Genomic DNA, 12,174 nt, shown 5'->3' with positions numbered 1-12,174 from the left:
GCATTAAACGTACGAACGGCGCAACAAACCGGGTCGCTTGGGGTGAACGCTGATGATGCGGGAGGAATATTTACCCGTATAATCGATCGGACTGGAGCGCCGGTTTGCCGGCGTTGCATGCTTCACCTCTCACCCTGATCCCCCATCCCCCGGGATCGACCAGCTCCGCCTGTCGGCCCAAGCCCGCCGATGCATCAGAACGCCAGGTTCGCGTCATCGCAGCACAACGCGCTCACACAGTTGCCGCAGCCCGCCCCAGCCGGGCGCAGGGAAAAGGAAAAAATGAATAACGTTCAACAGGATATCGACGAAAGAAGCAATCTCACCAGTCTCAACAAGCTGGAATTGCTCCTGTTCCGCCTGGGTGGCGATGCCGAAGGCAAGCACTCCGAGCTGTATGCGATCAACGTGTTCAAGATCCGTGAAATCGTCGCGATGCCGCACGTCACGCCGATTGCGGATTCTCATCCGCATATGTTGGGTGTTGTTAATTTGCGCGAGCAGATTATTCCTGTCATCAATCTCCCGGCAGTGGTGGGATGCATTCCGGCGTCGGGGCTCAAGCTGCTGTTGATTACCGAATTCGCCCGTACCACGCAAGCGTTCGCGGTGGAGGCGGTGGAAGAAATTGTGCGGCTGGAGTGGACCTCGGTGCTGCCGGGCGACAAAACCGCCAGCGGCGCGCTGGTGACCAGCATTGCCAAGGTCGATGGGGACGTGCCGAACACGCGCCTGGCCCAGGTGCTCGATGTGGAATCGATTTTGCGCCAGTTGCACAGCAATGAAGAGCCGGATGTGGATGTCGACAGCATGGGCGCGCCGATCAATCTGCCCGAGGGGCAGGTGATTCTGGCGGCGGACGATTCCGTGATCGCACGCGCGCTGATCGAAAACGCGCTGCAGGCGATGGGCGCGAAGTATGTGATGACCAATTCCGGCAAGCAGGCCTGGGACAAGCTCGAAGCGATCGATATCGCCGCCAAGAAAGAGGGTAAAACGGCGCGCGACAAGGTGGCGCTGGTGCTGAGCGACCTGGAAATGCCGGAGATGGATGGGTTTACGCTCACGCGCAACATCAAGCAGGACAGCCGCTTCTCGACGATTCCTGTGATTATTCATTCCTCGCTGTCGGGCGCGGCCAATGAAAATCATGTGAATGGGGTGGGGGCGGACGCGTATATTGCCAAGTTCGTGCCGGTGGAACTGGCGGCCTTGCTGCGCAAGACGCTGGCGAAAAGTAACACGCCGCAAAAGCGGGGGTGACAAGGCGACGGTCACGGCGCGGTTTTAAGGTACCACCGCCGCCTTAGAGCCAATTCTTGTAGGGAGCGTAGCTGGATGCCGGTCCAGCGGGAGCGCGGACAAGGCGGGAGGAGGACGCATGGCTAGCCATGCTACGACGAGCAACGCCGTCCCCGCTTCCGAGGGGCCGGCAGCAAGCGGCGCCTTGCCTACAAGAATAGGCTCTTAGTAGAGAACCACCGTCGCGATAGGGAACCACCGTCGCGATAGGGAACCACCGTCGCGATAGGGAACCACCGTCGCGATAGGGAACCACCGCCGCGATAGGGAACCACCGCCGCGATAGGGAACCACCGCCGCGTCGTCCCCGCGAAGGCGGGGATCCAAGTCCGTAAATCAGCCTGTCGCTTCGGCACGAACTTGGGTCCCCGCCTGCGCGGGGACGACGGGGCGGCATCGGCCGATATCAGTGGTTTTGCTTTTGCTTGGCCCCACCACCTGCCCCGTCATCCTTGCCCGCTTTTACACGGCTTTTTTCATCGTGGCTGCTCTTGTCATCCTTCTTGCCGGCCGCCGAATTGACGTCCGCTTCGGTTTCCGGGCTGCCCGACTGCTTGTTCTGCGTATCGCTCGATTTCGATTGTGTCATGGTAAATCTCCTTGTGGCAGTGAAAAAAACTGTTCGGCGCGGCGCTGCCTAATGCAGCGTCGCCCCCGTATCTTGCTGAGCCCACCCGGGAATATGCGCGTAGCCCGCACGTGCCCCGACTTCGAGCCTGGCTACCGCCGCCATGATCGCGTCCGGATGGGCGTAATGCAGCATGTGCCCGCAGCCTTCTTCAAGCTGCAGGTCGCTGTGCGGAACATCCTTGTGAAAACGCACCGCGTGCGCCTCGGCACTGACAATCTGGTCGCCGCAACCGGCCAGCACCGCAATCGGTAACCGCAGCTCGCCATAACGCTGCGACAGGCGCGCCGCCGCCGACATCAGCATGCCGCTTTCGGCTGCGCTGGCGCCCAGTTGCGCCGGCCGCAGCGACATCCATGCGGGAAAGTGAGCGAAGCGCTCCGGCACCGGTGCCGGGCCGAACATGCGCCGCGCCAGGGCCGGCCACATCAGCCGTCCAAGCAGCGGCGCTACCGTATTTCTCAACACGTGTCCCAGCAGCGGCAGGGCAGGGGCGGCGGCCAGCGGCGCGTCCAGGCGCATGGTCGGATAGTAATAGCCCGACACCAGCGTCATGGCGCGCACGTAGCGCGGGTAGTCCAGCGCCAGCGCCAGCGTCACCAGGGCGCCCCAGGAATGCCCGACGATGACCGGGCGCTCCACGCCCAGCGCGCGCAAGGCCTTGTAGATCAGGCGCGCCTGGGCTTCCGGCGTCCAGCTGGTGTCGCCCGGGCGTTCGCTGTGGCCGAATCCGGGCCGGTCGAATACGATCACGCGGTGCGATTCGGCCGCCGCGTCGAGCAGGCCGCTGAGCGCAAAGTCATCCGAATGCAATCCATTCCCGTGCAGCAGCACCAGCGGCGTTCCTTCGCCACGTTCCAGGTAGTGCAAACGCACACCGTCGACCTCGATCACCTGGCCTTGCGCGGGATTGGCTTGTTCGGCTTCGCGCTTTTTGGCATGCACGTAGACCATCGACGCGGCCAGGCCTGCGGCGGCGGCGAGCAGGGCAATGCTGCCCCAGCCGGGCGTGCCCGGTTCGGTGTGGGTGGAAATGCGATGCGGCATGGCGGTGCGGTTGTAAGGCATTGAGTGTCCTGCGGCAGGTGGATGAATGGCTGTCGTGGACGTACTGTGCCTGTCGCGGTCGACGCCGGTCTGTGCGCCAGTCAACAGTACGCGCACCTTGCTTGTGGATCAGTCCTGTAGTTGCCGGTAGACGGCATTGACCGCTTCCGGGCCGTACAGCCGTTCCAGCCGGCGTACCGTAAAGTGCCCGCGCGCCATGTCCTGGAAATGGTTGATGAACAAGGTGTTGACCAGTGCGCCGCCGGCCGCGCCGATGATCGGCACCATCATCGCCGCCGCTTTCTGCGACACGTGCACGTTGAAGCGGGTGGCGATCTGCGCAATCAGGCGCACCAGCGCCGGCGCCGCTTCGCTCGCCATGCCATGCTTGGCCAGGTACGCGGTGGCGTCCGCCATGGCCTGCGCCAGCGCGACGCGCGCCGCGTAATAACCCGCATCCGTGGCGTCGTCGTCGGCCGTCTTGCCGCCCAGCGAAAACACCATCAGGCAAGCCAGTTGCGCCTCGCCCGAGGCCAGGTCTTCGCCGTGCGCGCGGCCGATATCGGCAATCGAACGCAGCATGACGACGGTGGACACCGGCAACTCGACGGCCAGCCCGGCAATGCCGAACGCGCCACCGGCCGCGCCGCTCAAGGCCACCGCCGCGCTGTGCAGCTTGGGGAAGGATGAGGTTCCGGTCGGGCGCAGGGTGGCGTTGGCCACTTTCAGGCATTTGGTCAGCGACGCGTTGGTGACGGAGGCGATCTTGCCGCTCCAGGAAGCGGGCAGGGCCTTGACAGCCGCTTCCAGCGGCATGCCGATCACGTCGGTGATGCGGGCCACGTAGCCGGGATGCTCGAGCAGGTGCTTGGCCTGCTTCAATTCGGCCAGGTGCTCCTGCGATAAGCTCGCGCCGGCGCCGGCCGGGTGTGAACGTTCCATATTTCCTCACTGTTCAAGTGCCGCTGCGCACGGTGCGACAGGGCGATGCGTGGAGTATAGGCGAGTCGCGCCGAGCCGGCCCGCGCGCGCGGAAGGCTGCTACAATTTCCGCGTTGATAGCGCTAACACTACCAGGGATACGACCGATGATGCCGACCACGCTACGCTGTTTTTCCCCACGCGGGGCGGCCGCGCCAACCCTGCGCCTGTTGCTTGCGGCGCTGCTGGGCGCGCCGCTGGCGCCGGTGTCGGCGGCGCCCCCGGGCTGCAGCGGCGTCGCGCCCAGCGGCGAGCTGATCGCCACGCGCGTGCCCGGCACGGCGCCGGCCAGCGCCGAAGCGGGCCTGTACGAAGGCCCGGTCTGGATCGGCGACGCGTTGTATTTTTCCCATTTCACGTTCGGCCCCGGTTTTCCCTCGCGCATTCTGCGCCTCGGCCCGGACGGCAAGCTCGGCACGGCGATCGATGACAGCGGCAGCAATGGCCTGGCGGTCGACGCGCGCGGCAACATCGTCGCCGGCACCCACAAGTTCAAGGGCGTATCGCGCTTCGACCTGGTCAGCGGCAAGCGCAGCCTGGTCGCCGGCGCCTACCAGGGCAAGGTCTTCAATTCGCCCAACGATATCGCCATCGGCGCCGACGGCACGATCTATTTCACCGATCCCTCCTTCCAGCGCGCCGCCGCTCCGGGCGGGCAGGACGCCACCCGCGTGTACCGGGTGGCGCCCGGCGGCAAGGTCACGGTGGTCGACGGCGGGCTCGCCAATCCGAACGGGATTGCTTTGTCGCCGGCGGGCGATATGCTGTATGTCAGCGGCGGCGGCGGCGGCGGCGAGCGCGGCGTGCTGCGCGCCTACTCCCTGGTGCGCGGGGCGCCCGGCAAGGGACGCGACCTGGTCAGCGGCCTGGCCGTGCCGGACGGAATGAGCGTCGATTGCCTGGGCAATCTGTACGTGACCGAGCATACGGCGCAGCGGCTGCGCGTGTTTTCGCCGGCCGGCAAGGAACTGGCTGTGATCAAGGTCGACGCCAACATCACCAACGCCGCGTTCGGCGGCGCCGACGGCAAGACCTTGTTCATGACGGGCGCCGGCGCGCTCTGGCAGATCCGGCTGGACTTGCCCGGCAAGCCCTATTAGGATCGGCGGGTGAAAACTTTTGGTGTCTTATGTTATGAGTCGAACATACGCAGCGGGCGCGGGTACGCATACTGAATTCATGCAGTAACTTTTTAACCGAAAGAAATCATGAAAACCGCGCTTTGCCCGTTTCGCGTCCTGACCGTATCGCCACCGCCATCGTGCCGGAGCGTCTGACATGAAAACCACCAAACCCGATCCCCAGCCAGCGTCGCGCATCGAACGCGAAATCGAGCGCGAGCGCGACCAGCGCCACAAGAACGACGACGAGCGCTCGGGCGTGAGCCCGGCATCCGATTTCCGCATCAAGGATGCGCGCGAAAGCAGCGATTCCGGCATCCTGCACCGGTCGCGCTCGCGCTACGACTGATCCGGGCAGCGCGCGCCTGGCCAATTGCTGTCTTGACACGCTCGCCCGACCCAACCAGAATGGAACGTTCTGGTTGCCGGCGCGCGCCGCGACCGCCTTTGTCAGGAGTATGCCGTGACCAGTTTCCGTAACAATTCCGATCGCCTGCTGGAAGTGACCCTTCAAAAAGAAACGGTGCTTGCCATCGCCGGTTCCATGGTCGCCTATACCGGCACCATCAAATTCGAAAAATCCCTACTCGGCGGCGAAGGCTTTTTCGGCGCCGTCATGCGCAAGGTGAAAAACGAGGGCATGCAGCTGATGCAAGCCTCCGGCACCGGCACGGTGTTCTTCGCCCATAACGCGGCCGAAATCACCGTCATTCCCTTGTCCGGCGAAAAAATGACCATCGAAAGCAGCAGCCTGCTCGCCTACGACACCTCGCTCAAGACCGGCACCAGTTTCGCCGGCCTGCGCGGCGCGGTCTCGGGCCAGGGCTTGTTCAGCACCACGGTCGAGGGACAGGGCAGCCTCGCCGTCATCTCGCGCGGCAACCTGATCATGCTGGAAGTGACACCCGCCAACCCGCTGCGCGTCGATCCGGATGCGTTTATCGGCTACAAAGGCAATATTACCCAGGAATTCGTGTTCGACGTGAACTGGCGCACTATGTCCGGCGAAACGTCCGGCGAGTCCTACCAGCACAAGTTTTCCGGCCAGGGCGTGGTGTTTATCCAGCCGGCGGAGCGCTGAGAGGACGGCGCACTGCGCCCTTGAACAACCGAATCAATGGAGAATGCCATGCCGGCTTACCAGCAAATCAATGAAAAAATGATTGAGGTCAAACTCAATAACGAAGAAATGTACGCCAAGAAGGGATCGATGATCTCGTACCAGGGCGAGGTGAGCTTCAGTCCCACCTACCTGGCCGGGCAGGGCGTGCAAAGCCTGGCGATGCGCTCCGCAACCGCCGAGGGCTACTCGCTGATGATGGCCAAGGGCCGCGGCACCGTCTACTACGCCTATGACGGCCTGTTCGTGACCGTGATTCCGGTGCGTGGCGACACCCTGTACGTGGAAAGCGATAACGTGCTCGCGTTTGACGCGCGCATGACGGCTGGCACCATGTTTCTGGGTAACCAGGGCGGGATCCAGGGCATGGCGCGCGGCGCGGTATCGGGCCAGGGCTTGTTTACCAGCACCTTCCAGGGCGACGGCGATGTCGTGATCCTCTCTGACGGCAACGCCATCGGCTTGCCGGTCACGCCGGAAGTGCCGGTCTGCGTCGATCCGCAAGCGTATATCGGCCACACCGGGCAGCTCAGTTCGAGCATCGTCACCGACCTGAACTGGAAGACCTTCGTGGGCCAGGCATCGGGGGAATCGTATCAAGTCAAATTCAGCGGCCACGGCACGGTCTACATTCAAGCGAGCGAGAGGTAAGTCATGACTGTCTATAACCCCAACAACTTGCCCAAGAACGACAACCTGAACCGGTTTGCCTTCGTGGTCGACGTGAAGGAACAGATCTTCATCCGCAAGGGTAAGATGATCGCCTTCTACGGCAACCTGAGCTTCGAAGCGCTGGGCAGTTCCCTGCTCGATATCCTGACCTTGCGCGCCTTCAATGCGCCGAAATACATCAACAATTTCGTGGTGGCGCACGGCAGCGGCCAGCTGATCCTGGGCGACAACGGCAACGACCTGGCTTGCTACGACCTGGACGCGGCCAACATGACCATCCGCGCCAAGAACCTGCTGGGCTTTACCAAAAACGTCACCTGCCAGGAATCGACCTTGCCGGGCTACCTGACCCTGCTCGGCACCGGCAAGATCATCGCCTCCTCGAATGGGCCGGTGCACTTCCTCGACTTGCCGTGCCGGGTAGACGAACAGGCGGTGCTGGGCTGGGCCGATTGCCCGAGTCCATCGTACCGCTACGATTACGAGCACGTCAGGAGCTTCGTGTCGGCGGCCGGGGCGATCACCGGGTATTCGCTGTCGGGCGAGGAAAAGCAGGTCGATTTTACTGGCGCCGGTACCGTGCTGGTGCAGTCCTCCGAGCTGGAACTGAGCAACAGCTCGACCCTGTCGCATCTGGTTTCGCTGTTGCCGATGCTGGGCAAGGAAGACTTGGGCAAGCTGAGCCTGTCGCTGCAGCAGCAGACCCAGCAGCGGCGCTAGGCAGTTCGGGCAGGCTGGGGCGCTACCCGTGCGCTTGCGCCTGCCCGACGGGCGGCTGCACCGCATGCATGCGCACCGCCCATACCACGCCCGCCACCAGCAAGACCATCGCCGCTATTTCCAGCGTCCTCGGAAACTGGCGGTGATACACGAAGCCGTAGAACAGCGCGAACAGCGTTTCGAACAGGATCAGCTGCCCCGACAGGGTTACCGGCACGCGCCGGCTGGCGATATTCCACAAATGGTTGCCGATGACCGAGGCGCCCAGCGCCAGCAAAGCATTGGTGATCCAGAACACTGTCCAGTTGCGTCCGCTTATCGCGCCTGCCGCGCCGGTAACGTCGCCATGCCAGATGGCAAAGGCGAGCGCACCGATCGCCAGCGCGATCAGGCCGCTGGCCATGCCGTACAGGGCCGACCATTCGGCGCTGCTGAAATGCGCATTGCGCTTGAGGAAACGCGCATTGTCGAGCCCGTACCAGCTCCAGCACAGCAGGGCGCCGAACGCGCACAGCACCCCGAGCAAGGTCGCGCCGGGACTGGCGCCGCTGGCGCGCGCGTGCAGGAACACATCGACATTGATACAGGCGATGCCGGCGCCCACCACCAGCAGTGGCAGCGCCAGTTGCGACATGGGAATGGCGCCATGATCCTTGCGGCCGAGCAGGGTAAGAGTGATCGGCAGCAAGCCGATAATGAGCGAGGTTGGCGCCACCCCGGCCAGCTTGACGCCCAGCGCCAGCAGCATGTAATAGACGATATTGCCCGCCAGCGCATGGCGCACCAGCGCGCCGCAGTCGCTGCGGTCGAGCCGTCCCAGCAGGCCACGCAGGCGCGGCAGCATCAGCCCGGTGGCAATCGCCCCGTAGGCGATGTAGCGGCCCACGGCTAGTTCGACCGGCGAAAACGCCGCCAGTAATTCCGGCACGATGAACACCATGCCCCACATCGCGCCGGCCAGCAGGCCGCACAGTACGCCAGTCCACATCGATTATATTCCCGTCATGCATTAAATTGCCAAGTCCGCCAGTGTGGCACGAAGCGCCTCCCGCTGCAGGCCGGCCAGGCAAAAACCAGGGCATGTGTGTCCTGTTATCATCAGCGTGAACTTACATGAGGAAATTCAATGGAGAGGGTCGCTTTTGCGCTGAGCAGGCATGACGCAATTGATGTGCCGGCGTCGGCCGACCCGGAAGCGGTCAGTGCTTTCATGGACAGGCTGAAAAGCCTGGGTTTTGCGATGGCATTCCCTTTATGGCGTCATTGACCGATGAATTTGTATATTGATGAAAACCGGCTTGTCAGCAGCATCCGCGTGCGTTTTCCCGAAGAGGCGGCACTGACCGAGCAACGGCTCGCCGGACAGGGGCTGGACCCTGCAGAACGTAATGAATTTCCCCATATGTGGGTGGAGGCCTTTGCCGACAGGATTACCCAGGCCATCAAGCGAAGGGACATCGCGGCAATCCGGGCGCAGACCGGTTTCCTGGCCGAACAGTATCGGGCCGCCCCGGATGCACTTCGCTCCATCGTCGATGTATCGTATGCCGAAAACATTATGTGGGATGCCAGCGATGAGGAAAAAGCATGGGCGTGGGAATTCATCGCAGCCGACATCCGGCAGCTTTATGAACAGATGTGGCGCAAGCCGACGGCTTAGCGGATCACGCAGGCCTCATCGTTGTAAGGCAGGCGCCTTGCGAGTTCCGCATTGGCAACCGGGCTCAGAAAAGCTCGTCCAGTAGCAAGTGGAACTGCAGCTTGCGTTGATCCGGAACCGGAAGGCCGTACTGCTGTAACAGCCTTTCCTGCAGCGCCTCCCCAAATTCGCCGAGACTGTTCCAGAGAATGGCAAGGTCCTGGTAGCGATCGGCAATCCCAGCCCGTCCGACATCGATGCACCCGGCTATCTCGCCTTCCTGAAGCATCAGGTTGTCGAGCGAGAAGTCCCCATGGGTGACGACTGGGTCGGGTGCCATCGGGAGATAGCCCTGTAACGCCTCCCACACTTGCTCGGCCGTCCAGCCTGTTCGCTCGTCATCGAAATCATCGACATCGATGGCGCCCGCATCGATGCGCTGCCGTGCCAGCCGAAGCCTGACAGCGTGATCGCTGTTGAATGGACATGCGCTCACCGGAATCGCGTGCAGCCGGCGCAGCAATGCCACTAATGCGTCGACAACGGCAGAGCCACGTTCGGGGTGCGATTCCAGTACCTGGCGCGCTGTTTTCCCGTTGATCGCGCTCATCAGCAACCACGCCTGATCCGGCGTGCGAACAAATTGCACGACCTCCGGTACGGGAATATACCGGGCCAGCCACTGCATTCTCGTCATTTCATCAGTAATCTGGTCCGCAACCGCATCGTTTCCGTGCTTGAGAAACAGATCCGGCGAATCCTTTTTGCCGTGAAGCCGGTAGATGTCGGCGCCGGACTCACCGATGCTGTCGCGTGTCCATGCATACGCCTCAAATGCGGCGGACATGGATGGAGGCGGTAGAAAGGTATGTTCGCGGCTTGATTGACTCATCTGATCAGGTTTTACCGTTGCGGTTTCTTCGGCTTGGCGCCGATGACACGGGTTCTGGATCGCCAGATTGGCGATGTCAAAGGCGTCGGACATCTCCGGCCAGCGTTTTCCGTTCAAAAACGGATTCTATATAACGTTTTTGGTTGGCGTTGCCCGAGCTCTCTGACGTAAAATCCACGATCGATACAATAAGAGTATACCCCCATGGATTCCATTCTGTTCAGCCTGCCGACCATCGCGAATGACTTGCCTGATTTCGACGTGCCAAGTCCGGAAAGTCTTGAGCGCGCTCCCCAGTTCCACGAAGATGAATGGAGACAGCTTGAATTTGTTTCCAGGGATCGTCTCGGCGAAGTACAAACCATGCTCGGAGAGTTGAACACCTTTGAAGCGGCCAATCGGAACGGGCACGGCTGGGAAAAGATCTACATCCGCGACCTGCCGGCGTCACCCATCGCCGGATTGGCGCCGGATTTCGGCAATGCGTTCGATTTCACGCCTTGTCCTGCTCCCATTTTAACGACCTCTGCGCAACCGCTAGGCCAGGTGAGCTGCGGTTTCGGCATGGAGATCGGGCCGAATGCCTGGCTGTATGGCGTAGAGCAAGCCGGAACCGTCACCGTACTGGGCGCGTCGCTTCAAGGCGGCGACGACATGCTGTTAGTCAATGCTTTTTCAGCGCTGAACCAGCGCTATGGTTTGATACTGGTCGATTGGTTTCAACAGTGCGTGCTTGTATCGGTCGACAGCGACGGGCAGATGGAGATCTGGCGCCCGTAGTTCGCCTCGCGCTCGATGCTAAGAGCCTATTCTTGTAGGCAAGGCGCCGCTTGCTGCCGGCCCCTCGGAAGCGGGGACGGCGTTGCTCGTCGTAGCATGGCTAGCCATGCGTCCTCCTCCCGCCTTGTCCGCGCTCCCGCTGGACCGGCATCCAGCTACGCTCCCTACAAGAATAGGCTCTAAGTCGCCGTTCTACGGCGGGCAGCGCCTGCCGTTTTCGCCAAACACGTGAATGCGCGCCAGCGGCGCCCCGAGCAGCAGGTACTGGCCCACCTCCCAGTTGGCGTCCGGGTCGGCCCGCACCACCACCTGCTCGGCGCTGCCGACCACCGTGGCGTGCAGATAGCTGCCTTCGCCCAGCCGTTCGACCGCAAACACGGTCGCCGGGATGCCGTCGGCGACATGCGGCGCAATGTGCTCCGGGCGCATGCCCAGGGTAACGTGCGCGCCCGGCGCCATTTTCTCAGCTACGCACACCATCAGCTGCGCGCCCCCGGCCAGCGCCACCACGGCCTGGCCGGCGTTCCACTGGCGGATCTCGCCGCGTAAAAAATTCATCGGCGGCGCACCCAAAAAGCCGGCCACGAACCGGCTGCCGGGCCGGTGGTACAAATCGAGCGGCGCGCCCACCTGTTCCACCCGCCCGGCGCGCAGCACCACGATGCGGTCGGCCAGGGTCATCGCCTCGACCTGGTCGTGCGTCACATAGATCATGGTGCTGGCCAGGGTGCGGTGCAGCCTGGCCAGCTCGATGCGCATCTGCACGCGCAGCGAGGCGTCCAGGTTCGAGAGCGGCTCGTCGAACAGGAACACGGCCGGCTGGCGCACGATGGCGCGCCCGATCGCCACGCGCTGGCGCTGGCCGCCGGACAGTTCCTTGGGCCGGCGCTGCAGCAGCGCTTCGATCTGCAAGGTCTGCGCAGCCTTGCGCACTGCCTCGTCGATCTGCGGCTTGCCCTTGCCCGCCAGTTTCAGGGCGAACGCCATGTTCTCGTACACGCTCATGTGGGGATACAGCGCGTAACTCTGGAACACCATGGCCAGCCCGCGCTGCGCCGGCGGCACGTCGTTCACGCGCGCGCCGTCGATCAGGACGTCGCCGCCGTCGATGTCTTCCAGCCCGCAAATGGCGCGCAGCAGGGTCGACTTGCCGCAGCCGGAGGGGCCGACGAAGACGACGAATTCGCCATCGCCGATATCGAGATCGATCCCGTGCAGCACCGCCTGCGCGCCATACAATTTGCGGATGCCCGTCAGCTGGACCCGGGCCAT

General features: G+C 63.0%; 14 protein-coding genes. 8 read left to right on the top strand and 6 right to left on the bottom strand.

The annotated features are described in order from the left end of the window. The first annotated feature begins 282 nt into the window (after positions 1-282). Complete coding sequence (locus F2P46_RS09600) at positions 283-1,263, top strand: chemotaxis protein (protein ID WP_166888116.1); 981 nt, start codon at positions 283-285, stop codon at positions 1,261-1,263. A gap of 445 nt (positions 1,264-1,708) precedes the next feature. On the opposite strand, the gene F2P46_RS09595 is transcribed toward F2P46_RS09600, so the two are convergent. From F2P46_RS09595 to F2P46_RS09585, 3 genes are all read right to left on the bottom strand, one after another. Then, positions 1,709-1,891 carry a hypothetical protein gene (locus F2P46_RS09595; protein ID WP_166888113.1) on the bottom strand — a complete coding sequence of 61 codons (183 nt, stop codon included), beginning with the start codon at positions 1,889-1,891 and terminating at the stop codon, positions 1,709-1,711. 48 nt (positions 1,892-1,939) lie between these two features. Further along, positions 1,940-2,998 (bottom strand): alpha/beta fold hydrolase, encoded by a 1,059-nt coding sequence (locus tag F2P46_RS09590; RefSeq protein ID WP_229509193.1) that lies wholly within the window; start codon positions 2,996-2,998, stop codon positions 1,940-1,942. A 108-nt stretch (positions 2,999-3,106) separates the two neighbouring features. Then, positions 3,107-3,919, bottom strand: coding sequence for an EcsC family protein (locus F2P46_RS09585; RefSeq protein WP_166888110.1), 813 nt, complete (start codon positions 3,917-3,919; stop codon positions 3,107-3,109). Positions 3,920-4,065: 146 nt separating this feature from the next. On the opposite strand from F2P46_RS09585, the gene F2P46_RS09580 reads away from it, so the two are divergent. The 5 genes from F2P46_RS09580 to F2P46_RS09560 all read left to right on the top strand — a co-directional run bounded on the left by F2P46_RS09580 (position 4,066) and on the right by F2P46_RS09560 (position 7,591). Beyond that, positions 4,066-5,058 (top strand): SMP-30/gluconolactonase/LRE family protein, encoded by a 993-nt coding sequence (locus F2P46_RS09580; RefSeq protein WP_229509192.1) that lies wholly within the window; start codon positions 4,066-4,068, stop codon positions 5,056-5,058. Positions 5,059-5,236: 178 nt separating this feature from the next. Continuing rightward, a complete protein-coding gene (locus F2P46_RS09575) occupies positions 5,237-5,428 on the top strand; it encodes a hypothetical protein (RefSeq protein ID WP_166888107.1) in 192 nt (63 codons plus the stop codon). A 114-nt stretch (positions 5,429-5,542) separates the two neighbouring features. After that, entirely contained in the window at positions 5,543-6,160 is a 618-nt protein-coding gene (locus F2P46_RS09570; RefSeq protein WP_166888104.1) for an AIM24 family protein, read from the top strand. Between the two features lie 48 nt (positions 6,161-6,208). Further along, positions 6,209-6,850, top strand: coding sequence for an AIM24 family protein (locus tag F2P46_RS09565; protein ID WP_166888101.1), 642 nt, complete (start codon positions 6,209-6,211; stop codon positions 6,848-6,850). A gap of 3 nt (positions 6,851-6,853) precedes the next feature. Then, a complete protein-coding gene (locus tag F2P46_RS09560; RefSeq protein WP_166888098.1) occupies positions 6,854-7,591 on the top strand; it encodes an AIM24 family protein in 738 nt (245 codons plus the stop codon). Between the two features lie 22 nt (positions 7,592-7,613). On the opposite strand, the gene F2P46_RS09555 is transcribed toward F2P46_RS09560, so the two are convergent. Beyond that, positions 7,614-8,579: a DMT family transporter gene (locus F2P46_RS09555; RefSeq protein WP_166888096.1), complete on the bottom strand. Its 966-nt coding sequence runs from the start codon at positions 8,577-8,579 to the stop codon at positions 7,614-7,616. A 282-nt stretch (positions 8,580-8,861) separates the two neighbouring features. Here F2P46_RS09555 and F2P46_RS09550 point away from each other — a divergent pair, with 282 nt between their 5' ends. After that, positions 8,862-9,251 (top strand): hypothetical protein, encoded by a 390-nt coding sequence (locus F2P46_RS09550; RefSeq protein ID WP_166888093.1) that lies wholly within the window; start codon positions 8,862-8,864, stop codon positions 9,249-9,251. A 64-nt stretch (positions 9,252-9,315) separates the two neighbouring features. On the opposite strand, the gene F2P46_RS09545 is transcribed toward F2P46_RS09550, so the two are convergent. Beyond that, on the bottom strand, positions 9,316-10,077 hold the full coding sequence (locus F2P46_RS09545) for an APH(3')-I family aminoglycoside O-phosphotransferase (protein ID WP_267875847.1): 762 nt from the start codon (positions 10,075-10,077) through the stop codon (positions 9,316-9,318). Between the two features lie 249 nt (positions 10,078-10,326). Between F2P46_RS09545 and F2P46_RS09540 the strand changes: the two genes are divergently transcribed. Then, positions 10,327-10,902: a hypothetical protein gene (locus F2P46_RS09540; RefSeq protein WP_166888090.1), complete on the top strand. Its 576-nt coding sequence runs from the start codon at positions 10,327-10,329 to the stop codon at positions 10,900-10,902. A 192-nt stretch (positions 10,903-11,094) separates the two neighbouring features. Here the strand turns inward: F2P46_RS09540 and F2P46_RS09535 are convergent, their stop codons facing one another. Beyond that, entirely contained in the window at positions 11,095-12,174 is a 1,080-nt protein-coding gene (locus tag F2P46_RS09535; protein ID WP_166888087.1) for a sn-glycerol-3-phosphate ABC transporter ATP-binding protein UgpC, read from the bottom strand.

It is taken from the genome of Massilia sp. CCM 8734, assembly GCF_011682155.1.
GTDB lineage: Bacteria > Pseudomonadota > Gammaproteobacteria > Burkholderiales > Burkholderiaceae_D > Telluria_A > Telluria_A rubra.
The sequence above is the reverse complement of the archived record's forward strand: the minus strand, read 5'-3'. Positions and strand labels throughout refer to the sequence as shown.

What these genes read in the sequence shown, in the direction of transcription:
- F2P46_RS09565 (WP_166888101.1), top strand. Translation starts at nt 6,209, where the DNA reads ATGCCGGCTTACCAGCAAATCAATGAAAAAATGATTGAGGTCAAACTC.
- F2P46_RS09590 (WP_229509193.1), bottom strand. Translation starts at nt 2,998, where the DNA reads ATGCCTTACAACCGCACCGCCATGCCGCATCGCATTTCCACCCACACC.
- F2P46_RS09540 (WP_166888090.1), top strand. Translation starts at nt 10,327, where the DNA reads ATGGATTCCATTCTGTTCAGCCTGCCGACCATCGCGAATGACTTGCCT.
- F2P46_RS09595 (WP_166888113.1), bottom strand. Translation starts at nt 1,891, where the DNA reads ATGACACAATCGAAATCGAGCGATACGCAGAACAAGCAGTCGGGCAGC.
- F2P46_RS09560 (WP_166888098.1), top strand. Translation starts at nt 6,854, where the DNA reads ATGACTGTCTATAACCCCAACAACTTGCCCAAGAACGACAACCTGAAC.
- F2P46_RS09555 (WP_166888096.1), bottom strand. Translation starts at nt 8,579, where the DNA reads ATGTGGACTGGCGTACTGTGCGGCCTGCTGGCCGGCGCGATGTGGGGC.
- F2P46_RS09600 (WP_166888116.1), top strand. Translation starts at nt 283, where the DNA reads ATGAATAACGTTCAACAGGATATCGACGAAAGAAGCAATCTCACCAGT.
- F2P46_RS09575 (WP_166888107.1), top strand. Translation starts at nt 5,237, where the DNA reads ATGAAAACCACCAAACCCGATCCCCAGCCAGCGTCGCGCATCGAACGC.
- F2P46_RS09545 (WP_267875847.1), bottom strand. Translation starts at nt 10,077, where the DNA reads ATGTCCGCCGCATTTGAGGCGTATGCATGGACACGCGACAGCATCGGT.
- F2P46_RS09550 (WP_166888093.1), top strand. Translation starts at nt 8,862, where the DNA reads ATGAATTTGTATATTGATGAAAACCGGCTTGTCAGCAGCATCCGCGTG.
- F2P46_RS09535 (WP_166888087.1), bottom strand. Translation starts at nt 12,174, where the DNA reads ATGGCCCGGGTCCAGCTGACGGGCATCCGCAAATTGTATGGCGCGCAG.
- F2P46_RS09580 (WP_229509192.1), top strand. Translation starts at nt 4,066, where the DNA reads ATGATGCCGACCACGCTACGCTGTTTTTCCCCACGCGGGGCGGCCGCG.
- F2P46_RS09585 (WP_166888110.1), bottom strand. Translation starts at nt 3,919, where the DNA reads ATGGAACGTTCACACCCGGCCGGCGCCGGCGCGAGCTTATCGCAGGAG.